The organism is Paraburkholderia haematera, assembly GCF_905220975.1.
Classification (GTDB): domain Bacteria; phylum Pseudomonadota; class Gammaproteobacteria; order Burkholderiales; family Burkholderiaceae; genus Paraburkholderia; species Paraburkholderia haematera.
This window is the reverse complement of the sequence record NZ_CAJNBK010000003.1, coordinates 344,883-368,204: the sequence shown is the minus strand read 5'-3', so window position 1 is coordinate 368,204 and position 23,322 is coordinate 344,883. Positions and strand designations below refer to the sequence as shown.

At 63.6% G+C, this 23,322-nt stretch carries 15 protein-coding genes; 11 read left to right on the top strand and 4 right to left on the bottom strand.

From position 1 onward, the window contains the following. The first annotated feature begins 77 nt into the window (after window positions 1-77). The 8 genes from KHO23_RS08880 to KHO23_RS08845 all read left to right on the top strand — a co-directional run bounded on the left by KHO23_RS08880 (window position 78) and on the right by KHO23_RS08845 (window position 8,053). Window positions 78-1,142, top strand: a complete 1,065-nt coding sequence (locus tag KHO23_RS08880; protein WP_236066756.1) for a C45 family autoproteolytic acyltransferase/hydolase — start codon at window positions 78-80, stop codon at window positions 1,140-1,142. A 35-nt stretch (window positions 1,143-1,177) separates the two neighbouring features. Continuing rightward, entirely contained in the window at window positions 1,178-2,506 is a 1,329-nt protein-coding gene (locus KHO23_RS08875) for an aspartate aminotransferase family protein (RefSeq protein ID WP_211610629.1), read from the top strand. A gap of 28 nt (window positions 2,507-2,534) precedes the next feature. Next, a complete protein-coding gene (locus KHO23_RS08870; RefSeq protein WP_211610628.1) occupies window positions 2,535-3,089 on the top strand; it encodes a carboxymuconolactone decarboxylase family protein in 555 nt (184 codons plus the stop codon). A 343-nt stretch (window positions 3,090-3,432) separates the two neighbouring features. After that, on the top strand, window positions 3,433-3,858 hold the full coding sequence (locus KHO23_RS08865; RefSeq protein WP_211610627.1) for an OsmC family protein: 426 nt from the start codon (window positions 3,433-3,435) through the stop codon (window positions 3,856-3,858). Between the two features lie 174 nt (window positions 3,859-4,032). Further along, the gene (locus tag KHO23_RS08860; protein ID WP_211610626.1) at window positions 4,033-4,893 is read left to right on the top strand and encodes an isocitrate lyase/PEP mutase family protein; all 861 of its coding nucleotides are present in this window, start codon (window positions 4,033-4,035) and stop codon (window positions 4,891-4,893) included. Window positions 4,894-5,086: 193 nt separating this feature from the next. Continuing rightward, complete coding sequence (locus KHO23_RS08855; RefSeq protein ID WP_211610625.1) at window positions 5,087-5,725, top strand: TetR/AcrR family transcriptional regulator; 639 nt, start codon at window positions 5,087-5,089, stop codon at window positions 5,723-5,725. Between the two features lie 30 nt (window positions 5,726-5,755). Beyond that, window positions 5,756-7,303, top strand: a complete 1,548-nt coding sequence (locus KHO23_RS08850; protein WP_211610624.1) for an MFS transporter — start codon at window positions 5,756-5,758, stop codon at window positions 7,301-7,303. A 477-nt stretch (window positions 7,304-7,780) separates the two neighbouring features. Then, complete coding sequence (locus KHO23_RS08845) at window positions 7,781-8,053, top strand: YodC family protein (protein ID WP_211610623.1); 273 nt, start codon at window positions 7,781-7,783, stop codon at window positions 8,051-8,053. Window positions 8,054-8,093: 40 nt separating this feature from the next. On the opposite strand, the gene KHO23_RS08840 is transcribed toward KHO23_RS08845, so the two are convergent. Then, window positions 8,094-8,405, bottom strand: a complete 312-nt coding sequence (locus tag KHO23_RS08840) for a superinfection immunity protein (protein ID WP_211610801.1) — start codon at window positions 8,403-8,405, stop codon at window positions 8,094-8,096. A 162-nt stretch (window positions 8,406-8,567) separates the two neighbouring features. On the opposite strand from KHO23_RS08840, the gene KHO23_RS08835 reads away from it, so the two are divergent. Both KHO23_RS08835 and KHO23_RS08830 read left to right on the top strand, forming a co-directional pair. Next, the gene (locus tag KHO23_RS08835; protein WP_211610622.1) at window positions 8,568-10,031 is read left to right on the top strand and encodes a M20 family metallopeptidase; all 1,464 of its coding nucleotides are present in this window, start codon (window positions 8,568-8,570) and stop codon (window positions 10,029-10,031) included. A gap of 466 nt (window positions 10,032-10,497) precedes the next feature. Next, window positions 10,498-11,385: a crotonase/enoyl-CoA hydratase family protein gene (locus KHO23_RS08830; RefSeq protein ID WP_211610621.1), complete on the top strand. Its 888-nt coding sequence runs from the start codon at window positions 10,498-10,500 to the stop codon at window positions 11,383-11,385. A gap of 129 nt (window positions 11,386-11,514) precedes the next feature. Here the strand turns inward: KHO23_RS08830 and pdeR are convergent, their stop codons facing one another. From pdeR to KHO23_RS08815, 3 genes are all read right to left on the bottom strand, one after another. Further along, on the bottom strand, window positions 11,515-13,518 hold the full coding sequence (pdeR, locus tag KHO23_RS08825; RefSeq protein ID WP_211610620.1) for a cyclic di-GMP phosphodiesterase: 2,004 nt from the start codon (window positions 13,516-13,518) through the stop codon (window positions 11,515-11,517). A 229-nt stretch (window positions 13,519-13,747) separates the two neighbouring features. After that, a complete protein-coding gene (locus KHO23_RS08820; protein ID WP_407946042.1) occupies window positions 13,748-18,364 on the bottom strand; it encodes a DEAD/DEAH box helicase in 4,617 nt (1,538 codons plus the stop codon). A 209-nt stretch (window positions 18,365-18,573) separates the two neighbouring features. Next, entirely contained in the window at window positions 18,574-21,912 is a 3,339-nt protein-coding gene (locus tag KHO23_RS08815; protein ID WP_211610618.1) for an autotransporter domain-containing protein, read from the bottom strand. A 342-nt stretch (window positions 21,913-22,254) separates the two neighbouring features. Between KHO23_RS08815 and KHO23_RS08810 the strand changes: the two genes are divergently transcribed. After that, the gene (locus tag KHO23_RS08810; protein WP_211610617.1) at window positions 22,255-23,310 is read left to right on the top strand and encodes an aldo/keto reductase; all 1,056 of its coding nucleotides are present in this window, start codon (window positions 22,255-22,257) and stop codon (window positions 23,308-23,310) included. Window positions 23,311-23,322 lie beyond the last annotated feature (12 nt).

The window sequence follows — 23,322 nt, the reverse complement described above, 5'->3', positions numbered from 1 at the left end:
CTCCATGGCTGCACCGTTTGACAACAAATGTTGTTTAGAAGTATAAATGCGTACCGATTGTTGAATAGGTGCGAGCCGTGGCGTCGAAGCAGGATTTGGGTCTTTTTCAGGTAGGCGGTGAGCCGAATGACATCGGCTACCGGCTGGGGGAACTCGCCAGACCGGTGTTCTCCGAATACATGGAGCAAAGCAGCGCCTGGCAGGCGGTTCGGCGCTGGCGCGGCGAACCGTTCGTGCAGCAACTGCGCGATGCGGCCCAGGCCCATTTTCCGGCACTGCTGGCCGAGCTGGACGGCATGGCGGCAGGACTGGGCTGGTCGGCGGAAGACATCTTTTTGTGGAATTGCCGCGGCGAGTTGATTCACAACGCGCCGGACGGTTGCACGACGTTGGCGGCCGTCGGCGGCGATGCGCGTTTCATTGCACACAATGAAGACGGCGACCCTTTCCTGCGCGAGCGTTGCGCGCTGGTGGAGGTTCAGCCTGCTGGCAAGCCCGGCTTCGTCAGCTTCTATTACCCCGGGTCGTTGCCGGGTCACACCTTCGCGGCCAGTCGCGCCGGTCTTGTACAAGCCATCGACAATCTGCGCATTCGCGTACCCGCAGCCGGCGTACCGCGGATGATTCTCGCTCGCGCGGTGCTCGATGCGGTCTCGCTCGACGAGGCGCTGCACACCCTGCGCGACACACCGGCTGCGAGCGGCTTTCATCACACGCTGGGTTGTGCGGGCGACGCGCGTCTTCTGAGCGTCGAAGCAAGCGCAAAGCGGTGTTCCGTGCAAACGGTGCCCACGATCGCCGGCCACGCGAACCATCTGATTCATTCCGGCTGCGAAGCCGAGGCGCAAATCGTCACCGATTCTTCGCGTGACCGGCAGGCTCGCGTCGAATATTTGCTGAGCGGGAGCGCGCTCGCCGGTCCAGCGAACCCCGCTGCGTTGCTCGACGTGTTACAGGATCGCGCGCCCTCAGGCCTGCCGATCTACCGCGATGACCCGCTCGATCCCGACGACGAGAACACGCTCGCTACGGCGCTGTTCGAGATCGGCAGCGACGGTGTCTCGATGAAAGTTTATCGACAGGGGCAATGCGCGTTCGACACCTTCATCGCCTGCATGCCGCCCGCGCAGTCTTGCGCCTGAGCGGCCGTCGCCAATAGAAAGGAAAGGGAAAAACCATGTCCACCGTATTCCACCGCGCGCCGAAGCAGTCGCTGCCGGTCGCTGTCGCCGGCGACGGCATCGAGATCATCGATTCCACCGGCAAGCGCTACATCGATGCCTCGGGCGGCGCAGCCGTTTCGTGCCTCGGCCATAGCAATCAGCGCGTGATCGACGCGATCAAACGTCAGTCGCAGCAATTGCCGTACGCGCACACATCGTTCTTCACGACTCAGGTTGCGGAAGAACTCGCCGACCGTCTGGTGGCGAGCGCACCGCAAGGGCTCGAACACGTGTACTTCGTGTCGGGCGGCTCGGAGGCGATCGAGGCGGCGCTGAAACTGGCGCGGCAATATTTCGTCGAGAAGGGCGAGTTGCAACGCCGTCACTTCATCGCACGGCGTCAGAGCTATCACGGCAACACGTTGGGGGCACTCGCGATTGGCGGCAATGCGTGGCGGCGCGAGCCGTTTCTGCCGATCCTGATCGAAGCACATCACGTGAGCCCGTGCTATGCGTATCGCGAGCAGCGCGCCGACGAAACCGAAGAGCAGTTCGCACAGCGTCTCGCGGATGAACTCGAACAGAAGATTCTCGAACTTGGTGCCGACACGGTGGCCGCCTTCGTCGCCGAAACTGTGGTGGGCGCAACGGCCGGCGCCGTGCCGCCGGTGCGCGAGTATTTCCGCAAGATCCGCGCGGTGTGCGATCGCTACGGCGTGCTGCTGATCCTCGACGAGATCATGTCGGGCATGGGCCGCACGGGCTACCTGTACGCGTGCGAAGAAGACGGCATCGCGCCGGACATGCTGACCATCGCCAAGGGGCTCGGCGCCGGCTATCAGCCGATCGGCGCGACGCTGGTGAGCGACCGGATTTACCAGGCGATCGTCGGGGGCTCGGGTTTCTTTCAGCACGGACATACCTATATCGGCCACGCCACCGCCTGCGCCGCGGCGCTCGAAGTACAGCGCGTGATTGCCGACGACCGTCTGCTGCCGAACGTGCAGGCGCGCGGCGAACAGTTGCGTGGGCGGCTGCGCGAGCACTATGCCCAGCATCCGCATATCGGCGACGTGCGCGGGCGCGGCCTCTTTGTCGGCGTCGAACTGGTGCGGGACCGTGCCACCAAGGCGCCGTTCGACGCGAAGCTGAAACTGCATGCGGCGATCCGGCGAGAAGCGTTTGCGCGTGGGTTGATGGTGTATCCGATGGGCGGGACGGTCGACGGCCAAGTCGGCGATCATGTGCTGCTGGCGCCGCCGTTCATCTGTACCGCGCGCGAGATCGACGAGATCGTCAATCGTCTGACCGATGCGATCGAAGGCGCCCTGGCCACTTTCTGACACCCATTCCATTCCTGCGAGATTTGCGATGACCGAGCGTTTGCCTCACTTCGACCTGTCCGATGCCACGCCCGAGCAGAAGGCCGTGCTCGACGAGATCCTGTCAGGCCCGCGCGGCAACCTGAATGGCCCGTTCCTGGGCTGGATTCATAGTCCGGAGCTGGCACAGCAGGCGCAGCGGCTCGGCGCATTCTGCCGCTATCGGACCGGCTTGCCGCTGCGCTTATCGGAACTGGCGATTCTGGTCACCGCGGCGCGCTGGCAGGCACAGGCCGAGTGGTATATCCACTATCCGATCGCTTTGGAGGCCGGTGTGGCCGAAACGGATGCCGAAGCGATCCGCCAGGGGCATCGCCCGTCCTTCGCGGACGCTGATGACGCCTTGATCCACGACTTTGCGAGCGAACTGTACGACACCCGGCGGGTCTCGGATGCTACCTATGCAATGGCGGTTGGGCGCTTCGGCCATCAGGTGGTGATCAATCTGGTGGGCCTGCTCGGCTACTACGCGCTGGTGGCGATGACGCTGAACGTGTTCGACATGCGTGCGGTGGGGCAGGCGAGCTTGCCGTTCGCCGAGTAACGGCGGCGTAGCCGGGTTTTGCTTCGCACCCGCGCTTTTTACAACGATCCTGTTGGCGACTCTTCCCCTGAAAAAAACGCCGCTGCCGCGATCTTCGCCGCAGCGGCGTCGCGCATTTCCGATGCCGGCCACCGCGTCGTCACGACACTGGCACACGTAAGCGCCTATGATGAAGTTCGGTCCACGCCCGCACCTCTTGCGCCGCGCGGCACGCCCCGAAGGAATACCCCTTGGGGCACTCGCGACCGATGCCGACACCACGAAAATCCGGGCTGGACCGTTGCGGGCGGCATCACGTAGGGTTGAGGGGCGGCGCGAAGCAGGGCACAAACAGGAGAGAGCGATGAAGCGCAAGGCATCAGCAGTCTGGCAAGGCGGCCTGCAAGACGGCAAGGGCTCGATTTCCACCGACAGCGGCGTCCTCAAGGAAACCCAATACTCGTTTTCCACACGCTTCGCGGACGGCATCGGCACGAATCCGGAAGAGCTGATTGCGGCCGCGCACGCGGGTTGTTTCTCGATGGCGCTGTCGGCTGAACTGAGCAAGGCCGGCATCACGCCTGAACGTATCGGCACGACCGCGACCGTCACGCTCGACAAGGACGGCGGCGGCTTTACGATCACCGCGGTGCATCTCGATGTGGCCGTGAAAATCCCTGGCGGCGACAAAGCCGCGTTCGAAAAGGCCACGGCGGACGCCAAGGCGGGCTGCCCGGTTTCCAAGGTGCTGAACGCCACCATCACGATGGACGCGACGCTCGAATCCTGAGCGCGCGGTTCGTCCGCTTCGTATAGGGAAGGGCCGGCGGGGTTGCCAGACCGCCGGCAGCCACTTTCCGTTCATTTCCCCCAGTAACCGCCTGTTTGCAACTCAACCAACCTGACGGCAATCCGGCAGCGCGTAGACGCGAGACGCCGGCCGCCGTCTTCAACGGGACCGTCGATGACAACGCAAATCGAAAAAGCACGGCAATTCCAGTCATATCACGCAGCAGGCGAGGCCTTCATCATCCCGAATCCGTGGGACATCGGCACGGCGCGGCTGCTCGCGCTGGCCGGTTTCAAGGCGCTCGCCACCAGCAGCGCAGGCTATGCGTTTTCGCGCGGCCTGCCGGATAACGTAATCGGCCGCGAGCAGATGATGGTGCACCTCGCCGAAATCGCGGGGGCGACCGATTTGCCGGTCAGCGCCGATCTGGAAAATGGTTTCGGCGATGCGCCGGAAGACTGCGCCGAAACAATCATGCAGGCGGCGGCTGCGGGCGTGGTCGGCGGGTCGATCGAGGATTCAACCGGTCGCGCGGACGAACCGATCTACCCGTTCGAAGCTGCCGTGGAGCGCGTGCGCGCGGCGGTCGCGGCGGCCCGCACGTTGCCGTTTCCGTTCACGCTGACGGCGCGCGCCGAGAATTATCTGGTGGGCCGGCCCGATCTCGACGATACGATCCGGCGTCTGCAGGCGTATCAGGAAGCCGGGGCGGATGTGCTTTACGCGCCGGGCCTGAAAACGCGCGAAGAGATCGCCGCGGTGGTCGGCGCGCTCGACCGGCCGGTCAATGTGCTGATGGGGCTGCAGGGCGTCCTGCTCGGTTTCGACGACCTGCGCTCGCTGGGCGTGCGACGTGTCAGCGTGGGCGGTTCGCTGGCGCGCGCGGCGTTGGGCGCGTTTCTCCGCGCGGCGCACGAGATGCGAGATCACGGAACCTTCAACTACCCGAAAGAAGCCGCCAGCGGCAATGAGATCAACCAGCTCTTCACGGCCGCCGCGCAAAAGTGGGGCAAACAGGCTGGCGGCTCGATCTAGAGCGTGTGCGAGGTGCCTCAATCGAGCGAGTTCTCGTAGTCGCAGCTTGCTGTTGTGGGCCGTGGTCCGGCCGGTGAGAGCGTTGCCGGCCGCTAGTGCGGGAGGCGGGCGTGCGAATCGGCCAGACGGCCAGACAAGGTCATCTTCCAATTCCACCTTGATTTGTTGAACGCTTAGTCATAATATCCGTCACATGAAGCAATCTGGCAACTGGAAGCAATCCGTTAAAAAAGGCGGCGAGGCTTGTCCTCGGGGGCGCCCGCGCGAGTTCGATACGGACACTGTTTTGGCGAGCGCGAGCCAGGTTTTCTGGAATCACGGCTATCACGCCACCTCGATCGACGACCTCTGCAAGGCCACCGGCCTGTTACGCGGCAGCCTGTATGGGGTATTCGGCGACAAGCACGGCATCATGCTTGCCGCGCTCGACCATTACGCGGAAGGTTCGGTCGCGCGGCTGGCCGAGCGGCTGAATGCGCCGGTGCCGGCGGAAGAGGCGCTGCGCAACGCTTTGCTGCATTACGCCCGGGTCGCTTGCGCGCTGACCGGCGAGCGCAGTTGCTTCATCACCAATACCACGCTGGAGATGCAACCCGGGGACGAGGCCTTGCGCACCCGTGTCGCGGCCATTCAACGCCGCATGGCGACGTTGCTGGCGGCCTCGGTGATTCGCGGCCAGGCGAGCGGCGCCTTCAATTCCACGCTCGACGAAAAAGCGGTTGGCGATTTCCTGCTGTGCGTGATGCAAGGACTGCGCGTATTAGGGCGAGTCGCCCACAAGGAAGATGCGCTGATCGGAATCGTGGACGTCGCCATGCGTGCGCTCGTCTAATTTTTTTACCTAATTCTTGAACGATTAGTCATGAATAGAGAAAGCATGAAATCCGCTCCGGCGGCATTCACTGGCGCGGCAGGGGGACCTGCCGCCGTCTGCCCGGGCGTGGGTGCGGTGGCCGCCAGCGCGGCAGCAGTTGCGGGGAAGCCTGCGGCCGGTTTCGGGCAGCGCCAGGGACTCGCGCTCGCGGTGCTGTTCGTCGGCGCCTTCCTTGCGCCGCTCGACTATTTCATCGTCAATCTCGCGCTGCCGTCGATTCACAGCGGCCTGAACGCCACCGACGCGCAACTGCAACTGGTGGTGTCCGCCTATGCATCCGCTTATGCCGTGCTGCTGATCACGGGCGGACGCCTTGGCGACCTGTTCGGCCGGCGCCGTATGTTCATGACGGGGATGGCGGGGTTCGTGGTCGCCTCGGCGCTGTGCGGCTTCGCCACCAGCGGCCACATGTTGGTGATCTCGCGGATCGTGCAGGGTATCGCGGCCGCGGTGATGGCGCCGCAAGTGCTAGCGACTATCCGTGCGGTCGTGCCACTGCATCGGCAGACCAAAGTGATGAGCCTCTACGGTTTCGTCTTCGGACTGTCGTCGATCGTCGGCCAGTTGGGCGGCGGCGCGCTGATCACCTATCACCCGTTCGGGCTCGACTGGCGCATCATCTTTCTCATCAATATTCCGATCGGCATCGTGGCCTTCATCGGCACCTGGAAGTTCGTGCCGGAAAATCAGCCGGCCACGCGTACCGGCATCGACCTGAAGGGCGTCGGGCTGCTCTCGGTGGTGCTGCTGCTGGTCATCTATCCGATGACGCACGGCCGTGAAGCCGGCTGGCCTGCGTGGACCTTCGTGATGTTCGCGCTTGCCGTGCCCGCGTTCGCATTATTCGTGGCGACCGAGCGGCGCGTTGAACGCGGCGGCGGCCATCCCCTCGTGGATCTGCAATTGTTCCGCAACCCTGCCTTCGCACTGGGTCTCGTGCTCGCGTTCCTGTTCTACTGCAACAGCGCGTTTTTCCTGACCTACGGAATCTTCCTGCAGACCGGCCTGCACTGGACACCGCTCGCCTCGGGCATGGCCATCATGCCGTTCGCGATCGGTTTCGTGGTCGGGCCGCTCACGTCACCCGCAGTGGTCAGGCGCATCGGCGGCCATGTGCTGGCACTCGGTTTCTCGATGATGACCGTCGGCTTCACGGTCACCGGCTGGTCCGCGACCCATGCCGCCACCCCGGATCTGCTGTTCTATTGTGGACTGGTGTGCGCAGGCGTCGGTCATGGCCTTCTGCTGCCGTCGATCATGCGCATCGTGCTGCTGGAAGTTGCACCGGAAAAGGCGGGGCTCGCCTCGGGTGTCGTGTCGTCGACTTTGCAGATCGGCTCGGCGTTCGGCACGGCGGCCATCAGCGGCGCATTTTTCGGTGTGATCGGCGGCCGCGAGACGCCGGGTGCTTATGCGCACGCGTTTCAGTTCAGCCTCGCGATCAACGCGTGTCTGATGTTCGTGTGCATCGGTTTGAGCGTGCTGCTGGTGCGGCATCAACAGCTTGCATTGCGACGGATCGCACAGCCGGTTTGAAAATAAAAGGCCGGTAATCGTTTTCAACGATACCCACCGCACACTTTTATGCACTTAACCCATACCCGTTCGTGGTGAGTGCATTTACCGGTCAGTTTTTTGTTCACTGGTAATTCCGGTTTTAAGGTCGCTGGAATAAACCCGGATCGGTTTGCCGGCTGCGCGTTAAATATGACAAATTCAATCCGCATCTTCTACTTGCGGCCCGGGATTTCATTGTAATTATTGCGGTTGGTTAGCGTCGCCAGGATGGCTGTCTGGCGTCGCTTTCAGGGTTTTTACCAGCTTTGCGGCGGCGGCCGGCGTGGAGAACCTATTCCGGCACCGCTGAAAACGGTATCAATAAAAAGCACTTGCCGTTGTTAATTTCGATTGTTAATCTTGACAAACTTTTTAGAGTTTTTATTCGGCAGGTCGATGTTGCAAAGCACCAGCGATAACTTTAATTCCGCTCAACGGGTTCCGTGGGGATCGAATATGCTGACCGCTATCATTGACGCATTTGAAACACAGCCAGCCGCCCGCTTCACCGTTGGCGACGTCGTCGCGTTGAAAGAAGGCGGTCCGCGCATGACGGTGACCTACGCGGGGCCGGTGGCGCTCAATCCTGGCGACTGGCTGATTTGCGAGTGGTTCGACGACCACGGCGAACTGCGTCGCGAGATGTTCGCGCATGAGAGCGTGCGGGCTGAACCGCGCTCGATTCCCGCTGGTTCCGTGCAGTGGGGCAGAATGGGCCGCGCGGCCTGATTGTTTCGCTCCGCTTTGATTGTTTCCGTTTTTCTTCCTGTTATTTCTCCCTGCGCTCACGCGCCGTGGTGCGTCTTTGCACGCGCATCAGAAGCGCCGCCGAAAAGTCTCGCATCCGCACGATCTTTCGCGTCTCTACGATTTCACCTGCCACGTTTTTAGGCGGGTTCGGCTGTAACGACCAGTAGAGCGCGAGCAGCCAGCCAAAACCGGTCCAACCCAGGCACGCATTGAAGAGCGCCAGTGTCAGCACATCATGACGCTTGCGCCGGTCCGCGAGAATGCTCGGCAGAAAATACAGCGCCAGCGCGAGCACCGCGGCGGCGGCCTGAACCACGATGTTGCCACCCATGATTTGGCTCCCCAACGCGCTATCCATGTCGCGATTGTCGCGCGATTGTCTGCTTCGTGCAGCGTCGCCGTCAGCCTCGATGCACGGCGAGGGGTTCAGCGCGTCGCGCATCAGGACTATCATGGACGTTTCGACTGAACAGATCCCCCACGGACCGCCATCATGATCTCCGACGATACGACCCAGCAGGCTCAGCGCATCAACCAGGACACGCTACGCGAATTCGTAGACCGCAAATGGAACGACGAGATCGTGCCTGCGCTTACGGACTACATTGCGGTGCCGGCCAAGAGTCCGGCGTTCGATCCCGAGTGGGTCAAGCATGGCTATCTCGAGCGTGTGGTGACCGACGCCGCGCAATGGGCCGAGCAGCAACCCGTGCGCGGCCTGAAACTCGAAGTGATTCGCTTGCCGGGCCGCACGCCGGTGATTTTCTTCGAAACGGCCGCGACCCGCTCGGGCAGCGAAGAAACCATCGTGCTGTACGGCCACCTCGACAAGCAGCCTGAATTCGACGGCTGGCGCAACGACCTCGGCCCGTGGACGCCGAAGCTCGAAGGCGACAAGCTGTACGGCCGCGGCGGCGCCGACGACGGCTACGCGATCTACGCGAGCCTCACGGCACTGGCCGCGCTGGACGCGCAAGGCGTCGAGCGCCCGCGCTGTGTCGGCCTGATCGAAACTTGCGAGGAATCGGGCAGCTACGATCTGCTGCCGTACGTCGACGCATTGCGCGAGCGGCTCGGCAAGGTCGGGCTGGTGGTGTGCCTCGACTCGGGTGCTGGCAACTACGATCAGCTCTGGCTCACTACGTCGTTGCGCGGGCTGGTCGCCGGCGATCTCGAAGTCCAGGTGCTCGACGAAGGGATTCACTCGGGCGGCTATGGCGGCATCGCGCCGTCGAGCTTCCGCATCATGCGGCAACTGTTCGACCGGCTCGAAGACTCCGCCAACGGCACGCTGTTGCCGAAGGGTTTCCACGTCTCGATCCCGGCGGACCGTCTGCGCGAAGCAGAAGCAACCGCTCAGATTCTTGGCGACGATGTCTGGAAGAAGCTGCCGTGGGCCTGTGGGCAAGACGGCCGTCAGGTGCTGCCCACCACGACAAACCCGCAAGAGGCCTTGCTCAACTCGACGTGGCGTCCGTCGTTGTCGGTGACCGGCGCGGCCGGCTTGCCCGCGCTCGCCGACGCCGGCAACGTGCTGCGTCCGCGCACGGCGTTCAAGCTATCGCTGCGCCTGCCGCCGATGATCGAAGCGGAAAAAGCCGTCGCCGAACTGAAGGCGCTGCTCGAATTCGATCCGCCGTACAACGCCAAGGTCACCTTCAAGCCGGACGCCGGCGCGGCGAGCGGCTGGAGCGCGCCCGATCTCGCTCCGTGGCTCGCCACCGCGCTTAACGATGCGTCGCGCGAGCACTACGGCGCGGACGTTGCGTATATGGGGCAGGGCGGCACGATTCCGTTGATGAACGTATTGAAGTCGGGTTTCCCGAAGTCGCAGTTCATGGTGTGCGGCGTGCTTGGGCCGAAGTCGAATGCACACGGACCGAACGAGTTCCTGCACGTGCCGTACGGCAAGAAGCTGACGGCAGCCGTTGCTCAGGTGATCGCGGCAGCGCCTTGATGGGCGTTTCGTCGTGATGCCGGGATGTTGCCTGCGGTCATGGTGTTGCAGGCGATTCAGCGGGCGCCTTGGGGCGCCCGCCTTCGAATATGCAAATTGAATAGTCTGTCTGTTAGCCCGCAAACAAGAAAAGCAGGCCTCCACAAGCGATATTTTCGATTGCATTACCTAATCGAAGACTATTTCTTTCTCTTTCAATTCCGGCAAGAAATTCAAACATTGTTCGATCGCTAATTGATTGCGGCCGGATGCTCATTTGAGGGCTAATTTCGCCCATCTTCGGTGCGCAAGCGTTTGCGCCCGCAGTATCTTTTACCCTACGGTCGACCTCCCCGCAGCGCTCCGTCTGACGGGCCTTCACGCGTGTGTTGCATTCATCTGTTGGTTACCCCGCTCCCATCACATTCCGGTCTGCTTTAGGCTCGCATTGCAATACCAGTGTTTAACCTTAAAAGGACCGTTCAAAATGAATCTGCATAACCACCACGCCTGCCGTCCGTTCCTCGAGGCCGGCAATCTGTCGCAAGTCTCCGCTTACTACGAAGAAGGACGCAACATCATGTGGATGATGCTGCGAGCGCAGCCGCGTCCCTGTTTTAATCTCGATCTGGTGCATGACATTCTGGGTCTCGCGCAGGCAGCACGAGAGTCCGGCTTGCCGATCGACTTCTGGGTGACAGGCTCGCTGATTCCGACCATGTTCAACGTCGGGGGCGACCTCGACTTCTTTGCCGACTCGATCCGCTCGGGCAAGCGGCAGGCGCTGATGGCGTACGCCCGAGCCTGTGTCGACTGCGTGCACGCGGCGGCCCGCGGCTTCGATACGGGGGCGATCTCAATCGCGATGGTGGAGGGCACGGCGCTTGGAGGGGGGTTCGAAGCGGCCTTGGCGCACCATTTCCTGCTCGCGCAGAACGATGCGCGCATGGGCTTTCCGGAGATCGCGTTCAACCTGTTCCCGGGCATGGGCGGTTATTCGCTGGTCGCGCGCAAGGCGGGCATGCGGCTGGCCGAGGAGTTGATCGGCGTGGGCGAATCGCATACGGCTGAATGGCACTTCGGCAAGGGGCTGGTCGACCATCTGTTCGAGCCGGGTGAATCCTATATGGCGACGCGTACCTTTATCGACACGCTAAGGCCGAAGATGAACGGAATCCGCGCCATGCTGCGGGCGCGCCAGCGCGTGCTGCAACTCTCGCGCGCCGAGCTGATGGAAATTACCGAAGACTGGGTGAACGCAGCCTTCACGATCGAGGAGAAGGACCTCGCCTTCATGGAGCGGCTGGTGATGCTGCAGAATCGTCGCAATTCAAATCTGCGCCAGACAGCCTCCAGCGCGGCCAATTTCGCCTGAATCGATTCGGGTCACGAAGACATTGAGACGCGGCGGCGGCCCCAGAAAAGGACTTCCTGCGGGGCGCCCCCCAATCCCCCAAGAGGACTTCCTCCGGGGCGGGGGACTTCATTCGGGGCGCGTGGAAGCTCAGGCAATCAGTCTGAGCTTCTGTCTATCCTGCAACCAGCGTTCGAATTCCGCGGCCGGCATGGCCTGACCGTACAGGAAACCCTGCACGTATTCGACGCCCAGCCCCCTCATGAACATCTCTTCGGACTCGGTTTCGATGCCTTCGGCGACCACCTTGAAATTCAGTTCCTGCGCGACCACCACCATCGAGCGCACCAGTGCTTGCGCTTTGGTGTCGGCATTGATCGAGCGAACAAAACTGCGGTCGAGCTTGATGACGTCTAGCGGAATGCGGCCCAACTGCGACAGCGACGAGTAGCCGGTGCCGAAGTCGTCCAGGTGAACCTGTGCGCCGAGCTGGCGGAACTGTTTGATCAGATCGATCGCCGCTGCCTCGTCCTCGATCAGGCAGCTCTCGGTGAGCTCCAGGTCGATCAGACAGGGATCGAGATTCGCGCGCTGCAGCGCCTCGTTGAAATGCCGCACCACGGCGGTATCGACCAGTTGCCGCGCCGACACGTTGATCGCGATGCGCAGGTTGTAGCCGTCCGCCTTCCATTTCGCAGCTTGCCTCGCAGCCGTTTCCATGACCCAGCGGCCCAGCACGCCGATGAGCCCGGATTCTTCCGCATAGCGGATGAACTCCGCCGGCATGATCTGCCCGCGCTCCGGCGAGTTCCAGCGTACCAGCGCCTCCGCGCCCTGCACCGCGCCGGTAGCGAGCACGAGCTTGGGCTGATAGTGCAGCGTGAACTGGCCCTCCTCGAGACCGCGCCGCAAGTTGGTGTCGAGCCACATGTACTCCGCGACCTTGCGGTCCATGTCTTGCGAGAACACGCGATAGGTGCGCTTGCCTTCATCTTTGGCCACGTACATTGCCGTGTCCGCGGAACGGATCAGCGATTCGAGGTTGTTGCCGTGTTCCGGATACACGGCGATGCCGATCGAGCAGCCGGTGTAGACCTCGACAAGCCCGAGGCTGAACGGTGTGCGCAGGCGTTCGAGAATGCGCTGAGCGGTGGCTTCGAGATCGTGGGCCGTGCCCCTGGCGGCGAGTACGATGAACTCGTCGCCGCCGAGCCGCGCGAGCGTATCGCCTTCGTTCAGGCAACCGCTGATGGCTGACGACACGTCGCGAATCAACCGGTCGCCGAAGACGTGGCCGTAGTGGTCGTTGACCTTCTTGAAGTTGTCGAGATCGAGGAACAGCACGCCGACTGATTCGCCCGGGGTCGCTTCTTCGATCGCGGTACTGATCTTGTCCTGGATCGCGTTGCGATTGGCAAGGCCGGTGAGCGAATCGGTGTTCGCCAGCTCGGTGAGCCGGTCTTGCGCGAGCCGTTCTTCGGTGATATCGGTGCCCGAGCAGATCAGAAACTGTTCTTCGACGCCGCTGCCGCTCTGAACGAACTTGTTGCGAAACAGAAAGAGCCGTTCGCCGTGGATGGTTTTCACGCGCCGCTCGACTTCGTACGCGACGCCGCGATTGAAGAAACCCGTGATGTTCTGGCTCGACGCCGCGCCGGATTCGCTGGACATGAACAGCGCCCACACATTGCGGCCGACGATGTCTTCTTCCTTGACGCCGGTGAGTTCTTCGGCGAGACGATTGAAGCGCTGTATACGACCGTGCCTGTCGACGATCACCACGACCGAATTGACTTCGGAGACGACCTGTTCGGCGAAAGAGAGGCCGTGAACCAGGTCACGCGCGACGGATTCGGTGTCGTCATAGGCTGAGGCGGTGCCTGCCCACGTATTGCTCGCGAGCTTTTTCCCGACGAGGTGCAGGCGCAGCGGTTCGCCGAACAGCCTCACGTCGAGGATGAGGTGCGACGTGATGCCGGTGAGGCAACGGATTTGCGAAGCCTGTTGGGGATTCAGCGGAATGGCGACATTAGCCGGCACGTCGCCGGTGACGGGCGTGAGTTCCAGCGCATTGCTGTCGTTCGACAGACGCCAGCAAGGGCTGCTTGTGCCGAACTGGGCAAACAGCACCTGATCGTGTTGGTCGTCGTTCATGAGATCCCCGGGCGGTGTGCCGATAGGCCCGCCGTGAAGGCAGGTTGGCGGCAAACAGTCTTCATCATACTTAAAGACTGGCCTCATTGTAGCGAAGCGGCTGGCCTTCGGGCCTATAAACATTAACGGTCAGGATTATCTCGGGCTTTAGGCTTTTGTTTCGGACGCGCGCCGGCGCGAAGCCGCGAAATTGCATAAACAATCGCATCAAAATTGCTTCCGATGCGCTTCAGAACCGATGGGCCAATGCGCTCCGTGCGCGCTCCCGCTCCGCAGGAATCGTTTCCAGCGAGGGGGCAAACCAGAAAGCCCCGGCCACCAGTGTCGCGGAAACAACCCCATCCCGATACAGAACCCGGTTCCCCGCGACAGCGGGCACCCGTTCTCCGACCAGCAACGTGCCCGCAAGATTCAACGGATCGGCTCCGGCGACACACACAAAAGCACCATCGTTCGCATGCCGTCGAACTTCCCGCAATAGGGGAATCGCTTCCGGCAAAGCAAATTGTTCGCCAGCGAGGCCATTCACAAATCGCCCGCCACGCACGACGCCGCGCGCTTCGAGCCGCTGAAACACGCGCAACAGGTCCCGCCACGGCGGCAACCATTCGGCCTCGCGTTCGAGCAACCGCCAGAACACCACGCCATAACGGCGCAGCAAAGTCATGGCGATATGTTCGAGTACGTCAGGGGCGAACTGCTGGCGGCGCACCGAGGAGGGTTCCGCTGCAGTTACTACGGGCTGCCGGTTGACCAGGGCCCAACGTCCCGCGTCGTCCATTCCTCCGATCAATGCGCCAGATCTGACGCGGCGGCTACCGGAAAACGTACTGCGTTTCGCGACGGGTTTCAACAGCGCCCGCAAGCCGGCGAAGCTGTCGGAATTCACGAGACCCGCTGCCACCAGTTCGCCCAGCGCGTTCTCCAGTTCCATGCGCAAGCCGCTTACTTCGGCTAGCAATTCGTCGAAGAACGTCGCGCCATGTTGCGATAAGGTGTCATGTACGCTCTGCGCGCGAGCCGATAGTTCCGGTTGTTTCGACGGGTCGATCAGCGCGCTCCATACGCGCACCTGGGCGCGCGGCAAGAGCACAATCGGCGTGCTGCGCACCGGCCCCGCAGCACTGCGTGCCCGCTCGGTCAGACGGGTCCAGACGATTTTGCCGGCGCGGCATAGTTCGTCGAGCGAAGTGTTCGCGTACGCTTTCACGCGCGCCGGCAGAATATCTTCTTCCCATGCGCCCGCCGCGGCCTGAAAACCCTCCAGCTGGTCGAGCACGGCGGCCAGGGCGTCGCGCCCCTCGCTGCGGGTGTCCGGCGTCAAATGCTGCCATTCGAATAGAAAGCGCATGAAGTCGTGCCGTTCCACCGGCTCGATTTCGCGTCGCAAGCGTTTCACGGTGTAGCGGTGGATCCGCGCAAGCAAATGACGCTCGCACCATTCTTCTTCCGTGGCGCCCGGCGAGAAGCGGCCACGCATCACATAGCCTTCCGCTTCGAGACGCGTCAAGGTTTGTTCGACGGATGTCGCCGGTAATCTCAGCGCCTGCGCGATCGCGCGCACCGGCAGCGGGCCGAAGCCGGTCAGCCGGGCGCGCAGCACGTCGAGCAGTGCGTCGTCGGCGCTCCAGGTGTCGGTGAAGCCCTTTGGTGCGGTGAGCGGCGGTTCAAATGGGGCGTCGGGGTAGAGCGCCTGGAAGCAGGTCAGGCGCTCGGCGGGCAGCCAGAGCACCTCGTCGGCAGCGATCCGCAGGCGAGTCGCGCGGCCGGATCCGGCAAGCGACGCGAGCCATGCCGGCCAGCCTTCATTGTTGCGCGCTTCAGCCTCCGTGATGCAGGCAAGGCCCGTTAGCGCTTCGTGCATCTCGTCGGCGGTGCGCGCCTGCGGCCATGCCTCGTCGCGAACGCTCCCGATCGCGTCGGCGTCGAGCGCACCGAGGTCGTCGGCGCTGGACGGATCGGTCCAGCGGCGGTTCAGCACAGCTTGCGTGCGGCGCTCTTCGATCGGTGCGTCGTCGAGAAAGGCGTAGGGCTTGGCGTTGAGGATTTCGGCGGCAAGCGGCGAGGGCGCCGGCAAATCGCGGGCGACCAGTTGGACGCCGCCCTGCTCGATACGACGCAGCAAGGCAAGCCAGCTTTCGCAGTCCATCGCGTCGTGCAAACAGTCGTCGACGGTTTGGTTCACTAACGGATGATGTGGCAGTTCGCGTTCACCGACGATGTTCTCCAGGCATGCGGCCTGCTCGGGGAACACGCTCGCCAGCAGATCCTCGCTACGCATGCGCTGCAATTGCGGCGGGGTCTTGCGCCCGCCGGTATAACGCGGCAGGCCGAGCGCGGTGGTCGCGTTCCAGCGCCAGCGCACACCGAAGAGCGGCGCGTCGAGCAGCGCCTGGATCAGCAGGTGCTCGGCGGTGTTCGAATGCAGGTAGCGCCACACGTCGTCGAGTACGAACGAATGGCTGCCCGTCAGCGACAGCACAATCGCGTCTTCGGTCGCGGCAGCCTGGAGTTCGAAGTTGAAGGTCCGGCAAAAACGCTTGCGCAACGCGAGGCCCCACGCGCGGTTCACGCGGCTGCCGAACGGCGCGTGGATCACGAGTTGCGTGCCGCCGGATTCGTCGAAGAAGCGCTCCATCACGAGCGTGTTTTGCGAAGGCAGCACGCTGAGCGCGGCGCGCGCACGGGCGAGATAGTCGACGATCTGGCGGGCGGCGGCTTCGTCGAGATGCAGGGTGTCAATCAGCCAGTCGATTGCGCGTTGGAGGCGGAGAGGCAGCGCCTGACTTTCAGACTGTGTTGCGTCGGCGATCTTCAGGGCCGCCCTGCCGTGAGCAGCGCGCGAATCCGAATCCGTGCCCGACGCTGCGCGCGTGGACTTGCGCCGCGGCGAATGCGGTTCTTCTGGCGGCGACTCGGAATCGGCATGGGATTCTTTCCCATCGAGCAAACGCTCAATCTGCTTGCGCAAGCGTGCGACGCCGAACGACAATTCATCGCTGCGTCCCGGCGCCTCGCCAAGCCAGAACGGAATGTTCGGCGGCTGCCCCTGCGCGTCCTCGACTCGCACGCGGCCGCTCTCGATCCGCAGAATCCTGTATGACGCATTGCCGAGTTGAAACACGTCGCCGGCAAGACTCTCGACGGCGAAATCCTCGTTGACGGTGCCGATCGTGATCGCCTGCGGTTCGAGCACCACCGCATAGTCGGCGTTCTCGGGGATCGTGCCGCCTGACGTCACGGCAACCAGCTTGCCGCCGCGCCGGCCTCGCAAGGTGCCGCTCACCGCGTCGCGATGAATATAGGCGCCGCGTGGGCCGTTGCGGCTCGTATAACCCTCGGCGAGCATGCGCAGCACGGCGTCGTATTGCTCGCGTTCGAGGCCGGCATAGGGAGCCGCGCGGCGCGTCATCTCGAACAGTGCGTCTTCGCTCCATTCGGCGCTCGATACCTCCGCCACGATCTGTTGGGCAAGCACGTCGAGCGGCGCGCGCGGAATCCGCAACGCGTCGAGTTCACCACGCCGCACGCAGTCGAGCAGTGCCGCGCATTCGATCAGATCGTCGCGCGAGGCGGGAAAAAGCCGGCCCTTCGGCATGCCGCCGACATGGTGGCCCGAGCGCCCCACACGTTGCAGGAACGGCGCGATCGCGCGCGGCGAACCCATCTGGCAGACCAGATCGACATCGCCGATATCGATGCCCAGTTCCAGCGATGCGGTAGCGATCAGCACACGCAACTCGCCGCGTTTCAGGCGCTGCTCGGCGTCGAAACGATGTTCTTTGGCGAGACTGCCGTGATGCGCCGCGACCACGTCCCGGCCCAGGCGCTCGGTCAGATGGCGCGCGGCGCGTTCCGCCATACGGCGCGTGTTGACGAAAATCAGCGTGGTGCGATGTGTCGCCACCAACTCGGCGAGGCGGTCGTAGACGCGCTCCCACACCTCGTTGGGCATCACCGCCTCGAGCGGCACGGGCGGAATCTCCAGCGCGAGATCGCGCTCGCGGATGTGCCCGACATCGACGATCGCGCAGTCCGCAGGCGTGCCGCTTTCGATACTCGCGCCGCCCACGAGAAAGCGCGCGACCGCGCTGACCGGTTTTTGCGTCGCAGACAGGCCGATCCGCGGCAAGCGCCGCTGACACAGCGCGTCGAGCCGTTCGAGGCTGAGCGCGAGATGACTGCCGCGTTTGCTGCCGGCAAGCGCATGAATTTCGTCGACGATCACCGTGCGCACCGTCGACAGCATGCGGCGCCCGGAATCCGAGCCGAGCAGGACGTATAGCGATTCGGGCGTGGTCACGAGAATATGCGGCGCGCGCTTTTTCAGCGCGTTGCGCTCCTGCTGCGTAGTGTCGCCGGTGCGCACGGCGGTGCGGATGTCGAGCGGCGGCAGGCCGCGCGCGTCGAGTTCCGCGGCGATGCCCTGCAGCGGCACTTGCAGATTGATGCGGATGTCGTTGGAGAGCGCTTTCAGCGGAGAAACGTAGACCACCAGGGTTTCGTCGGGCAGCACGCCACCGCTGGCCAGGCCTTGCTGGACGAGTTCGTCGAGCGCGGACAGAAAGGCGGTGAGCGTTTTGCCCGAACCGGTGGGCGCGGCGACCAGGGTCGAGCGCCCACTGCGAATCTGCGGCCAGGCAGCAGTCTGGGCGTCGGTGGGGGCGGCGAAGGTCTTCAGGAACCAGCCTGCGACCGCGGGATGGAAGTCGTTCAGCGCGCGGGCCGGTAGTGGAACCGAAGCGGGGTCCGAAGCGTTATCTGAAGCCGCCGCCAACGCCGGATCAAAGCCCGGAAAATCAGCGGGCGCGCCCAGCGCTGTAGCGGATGTCGAGGCCGAAGCCATGCTGGCATGAATGGGGGCGCGGCGTGCCATATTCAGAAGGCGGCAAGCGCCGCCCTGTTACGAAGGTAAGCGATCAGTCTGGCAGGTTTTTACGGGTTTTGCCGACGCTCAGGTGGCAGAGGCCGCGCGCAAACCGGCGGCAATAGCTGCCGGCGCACTGCCGGTGCGGAGTGGACCTCACCGCACCCCGCGCACAGTACTGCGCAAAACTACCAGACCCAGCGCACGCCCGCGTCGCCCGTTACCGTTCTCTGGTGCGCGCCACCCAGGTTCGTCACCCAGCCGAGCGTCGCGAACACGCTACCCGACGTGCTGAATTTGCCGACCACGCCCGCACCGAGTTGCGCTGCGGTTTGCCCGACGCTGCCCGGTATCACGGTCCCGCCGCCGAAGGTGACTTTGTCGTCGGAGCCGAACTCGCGCAGGAAGCTGACGCGCAGATAAGGCCGCCAGGCCGTCGCGAAGGCATCGAACTGGCCTTGCAGGCGCGCACCGATTCGTCCTGTGAAAGTGTTGCCGCTATTAAAGCCGACGCTCGACACGCCGTCGTTGAAATCGGAGAGCGCGAGGTGCTGCCATATGAGTTGTGCCTGAGGTTCGAGCGTGAGCCCCGCGCCAAGCGGAATCGGCAGGCCGCCTTCGAGCGAACCGGTCACCGCGTTGCCGTGCGTCGTTGTGGCGATGCCGTCGCGCGAGACCGGATCGACGGTCAACGAACTCCCCATCAGCACGGCGTCCGTGTACCAGCCGCCCGGACCGATATGCGTCCAGTAGCCGCCGAGGCTATACGCATTGATCGCGAGGTGGCCCACAGCGAGATTGGGCATGCCGAGCGCGAAGCCGTCGACGTCGCCGGTGGCCCGCGCGAAACCGGCGAACACGCCGTAGTGATTGCGCTGGCCGCTCGCGCTGCGATCCGCGTAGAGGTCCTGCCCGGCCTGGATGCCATACACCGAACCGTCGAATTGCGGACTGACGCCCCCGTTGTGGCTCAGCACGCTATGGCCGCCCCACACGCGGCCCCATGCGGCAGGCAGTGTCCCGCTTTCGCTCAACAAGGCCTGATCGCCTTGCCGGTCATGAAACGTATCGATCTGCATCAGGCCGAGTTCACGTGCGACGCCTGGCGCCGCGGCATAGACCGGCACTTCGACGCGATACAGCGGCGTGGCAGCTGAGCCGGCCGGCGGCGCGGGAGGCAAGGGCGGCGTACCCTCAGCGGCGATCGGTACCCCTGCCACCACAACGGGTGGCGCGCCCGGCGTCGTGACAGGCGGTGTGACAGGCGGCTGGCCAGGCGTAGTCGCGGGCGGCAGCGGCGCAACCGTATTGCGCAAATACCAGCTGTCCGTCGTGCCGCCGCTCACGCCGCCTTTGGCGAGGTAATAGGAATACGCGCCCGCCTTGACGGGTGCGGCCAGCGTGAAAGCGCTCGAATCGGTGGTGGCGCCGTTGGTCGCCTGAATCAGTTGAATGCCGTCCGCTACGGTTTGTGCACCCTGGCCACCCACGTTCGTGACTTGCAGACGCGTCGAGCCGGTAGCCGTGCCACCGTTCAGCACGAGCCGATCGGACGCTGCGCCGTCGCCTGCGACGACGGTGTTCAGTCCGATGGTGCTGTTCTGTCCGGCATAGTTGCCCGTCACATTCAGCCGGTTGCCGACGCCCGCGCCGGCAGGGCCGCCGATCTGCACGAGTCCGGCATTCACGAGCGAGCCGTTGATCGAGAACGCGCCGTTCCCCTGGCTTGCAAGCGACGGTAATGCATTCGCCACCGCGAGCGTGCCGTTGTTCGTGACCGCCCCCGTCACGCTGCCGTAGCCGCCGAGCGTTGCGCCCGCGGCGACCGTGGTGGCGCCGCCGCCGCTCAGTGCGGCGTTGGCATGGGCTGCGTCGCCGATCGCGAGGGTGCCGGCCGCGACCGTGGTCGGGCCGCTATAGGTGCTCACGCCCGTCATCAGCAAGCTGCCGCTGCCGGCTTTCGTCAAGGCGCCGGTCCCGCCTACCGCCTGCGTGAGCGTGGTATTGAACGCTTGCGTATCGATCGTGCCGCCACCTGCTGCGAGCGTGATCGCACGCGTGCCGGCGAGGTCGAAGCTCGTCGTCAATTGCAGTGTGCCGCCGTTGAACGTGAGACCGCCGGTGTTCGCCCCGAGCGCATTGTCCGCGCCGGCGGCGATCGTGCCTTGATCGATTGTCGTGCCCCCCGAGTACGTGTTGCCGGTCGCCGCGGCCGGCGCGAGCGTCAGCACGCCGGCACCGGTTTTATCGACTGCGCCCGTGCCGCTGATCGATCCCGCATAGGTGCCCGCGCTGTCCTGGGCAAATCGCACGAGTCCGTTGTCGGTGACGTTGGCGGGCAGGTTCTGTGCGTTCGCCTGCAATGTCGCGCCGCTATCGACGAGTGCGGCCGCGCTCGCGCCGAGCGTACCGGTGAGATTGAGTGTGCCGGTCTGCACGCGTGCAAGCGAGAAGGCCCCGCTACCGGTCCAGTTCCACAATGCGCCTTGCATCTGCAAGGTCTGGAAGTTGGTAAAAGCATTCGACGCCGTGCCCGAGCCCTGCAAGGTCACCGTATTCGTTCCCGCTCCACCGTCGGCCGCACCGTTGATCACGGAGCCGGTTTGCAGGATCAGCGAATCGTTGCCGTTGCCCATCGTGATGGCGGTGCCGATACCGCTCTGCACGAACCCCGCATTGATGATGGTGGTGTTGCCATTGAGCGTGCGGATGCCGGAGCCGTTCTGGCTGACAATGCTGCCGCCCGCGAGGTTCTGGATCGTCGCCACGAAGCTCGATCCCGCGGTGTTGGAAAACACTGCATCCGAGCCGCTGCCGCTCGCGCTGATCGTGCCGCTGTTGATCAACTGGTCGTTATTGCCTTGCAGATAGGCCGTTGGACTGGCCGCGCCCGTGGTGGACAGCGTGCCGCTGTTGTTGACGGTGCCGCTGCCGCCCAGAATCGATGCCGCGCGCGCGTTGCTGCCCGAGGTCGTCACCGTGCCGCTGTTGATCAGCGTGTTGTTTAACTGGCCGACGTTCGTTTGTCCCCACGCGGCCGTCATGCCGTAAGCGTTGGGGCCGCTGGTCGTGATCGAGCCGCGATTGGTCAGCGTGTTGCCGCTGCCGTTGGCGGCCATGCCGTCGTTGAAGGCGCCGCTCGTGGTGATGACCCCGCCGATTGCGTTGGTGATCTGATTGTTGTTGCCCACACCGAGCAGCACGGCGCCGCGCACGGTGCCCGTTCCACCGCCGCCTGTGAGCGAGAAATTGCCGGCGCTGCTGATCGTGCTACTGGTGTCCACGCTGAAGACAACCGGGTTGGCGCTGCGCACGAAGCTGCCCGAGGTGGTGCTATCGGCATTGATCGTCACACCCGTGCTGCCGGTTTGCGCGACGACGGCAGCGAGGCCGCTGCCAGTGCAGGTGACTGTGGTGTTGCTCGGCGGTGCGGTACTGCTGCACGCGGCCATCGCGGAAGGAGTGAGTGCTTTGGAGAGCAGTACGACGCTGCCCAGACCGATTCCAAACCTTTTCTTACTCTTCATACGCGCGGTCCTTTTGGTAAAGGCACTACACCATACGAGCGGAATGGTCCGACTTATACACGCCTTACCGAAACTTTCCAAATGCCCCCGGCATAACTTACGGATGTGTTGTGAATCACCGACGTTCGCCGGAGACCCGCATGACGCCTTGCTTGCAGAGAAGCAGACGATTTCTTCCGCAATGAAAAAATGCTTCGGCAACCGAGATGCGAACCGTAAGGAATTTGAAACATGCGCTCGCTTTGCGGCTGCCCAGGACTTGCGTCGCGTCCTGTCGAAATTCGCAAGGTGCAGTACTCTGTACGGCTCACCGTTTCACGAATCCACGATGGAGTCTCGACGATGCGATACAACCAGTTAGGCCGTACCGGTGTGTTTGTTTCAGAGCTGTGCCTGGGCACGATGACCTTCGGCGGTGGCGAGGGCATGTGGAAGCAGATCGGCGATCTGCAGCAGGGGGACGCGGAGCGGCTCATTGGCCGGGCGCTCGACGCGGGCATCAATTTCATCGACACGGCCGACGTCTACGCCGAAGGCGTGTCCGAACAGATCACGGGCCAGGCGTTGAAGAACCTTAAGGTGCCGCGCGACAAAGTTGTGGTCGCAACCAAAGTATTTGGCGCGACGGCAGAGTTTCCGAACGCGCGCGGGGCGTCGCGTTACCACATCATCGACGGCGTCAAGGCGAGTCTGAAGCGCCTGCAACTCGATCACGTCGACCTGTATCAGATCCACGGTTTCGATCCGGCCACGCCGATCGAAGAAACGGTGCGCGCGCTCGATACGCTGGTTCAGCACGGGCACGTGCGCTATGTCGGCGTGTCGAACTGGGCCGCGTGGCAGATCGCGAAAGCGCTGGGCATTTCGGAGCGGCTCGGTCTCGCGCGATTTGAAACGCTACAGGCGTATTACACGCTGGCGGGCCGCGACCTCGAACGCGAACTCGTGCCGATGCTGCGCAGCGAAGGTCTTGGACTGATGGTGTGGAGTCCGCTCGCGGGTGGCTTGCTGAGTGGTAAATATGGGCGCGAGCAGCAGGGCGAGGCAGGCAGCCGCCGCACGACGTTCGATTTTCCGCCGGTCAATCGCGAGCGTGCTTATGACTGCATCGACGTGATGCGCGATATCGCGGAGGTGAAGAAAACCTCTGTGGCGCAGATCGCGCTCGCATGGCTGTTGCATCAACGCGTGGTGACCTCGGTGATCGTCGGGGCGAAGAAAATCGAGCAACTCGACGACAACATCGCCGCCACTGGCGTCTCCTTGAGCGCCGACGAACTGGCCAAGCTCGATCAGGTCAGCACGCTCCCGGCCGAGTACCCGGGCTGGATGCTGGAACGTCAGGGCGAGGTGCGCCGCAAGCAGCTTGAAGAGGCGCGGTATCCGGCGCAGCGCTAGCCGGAAGCTGCC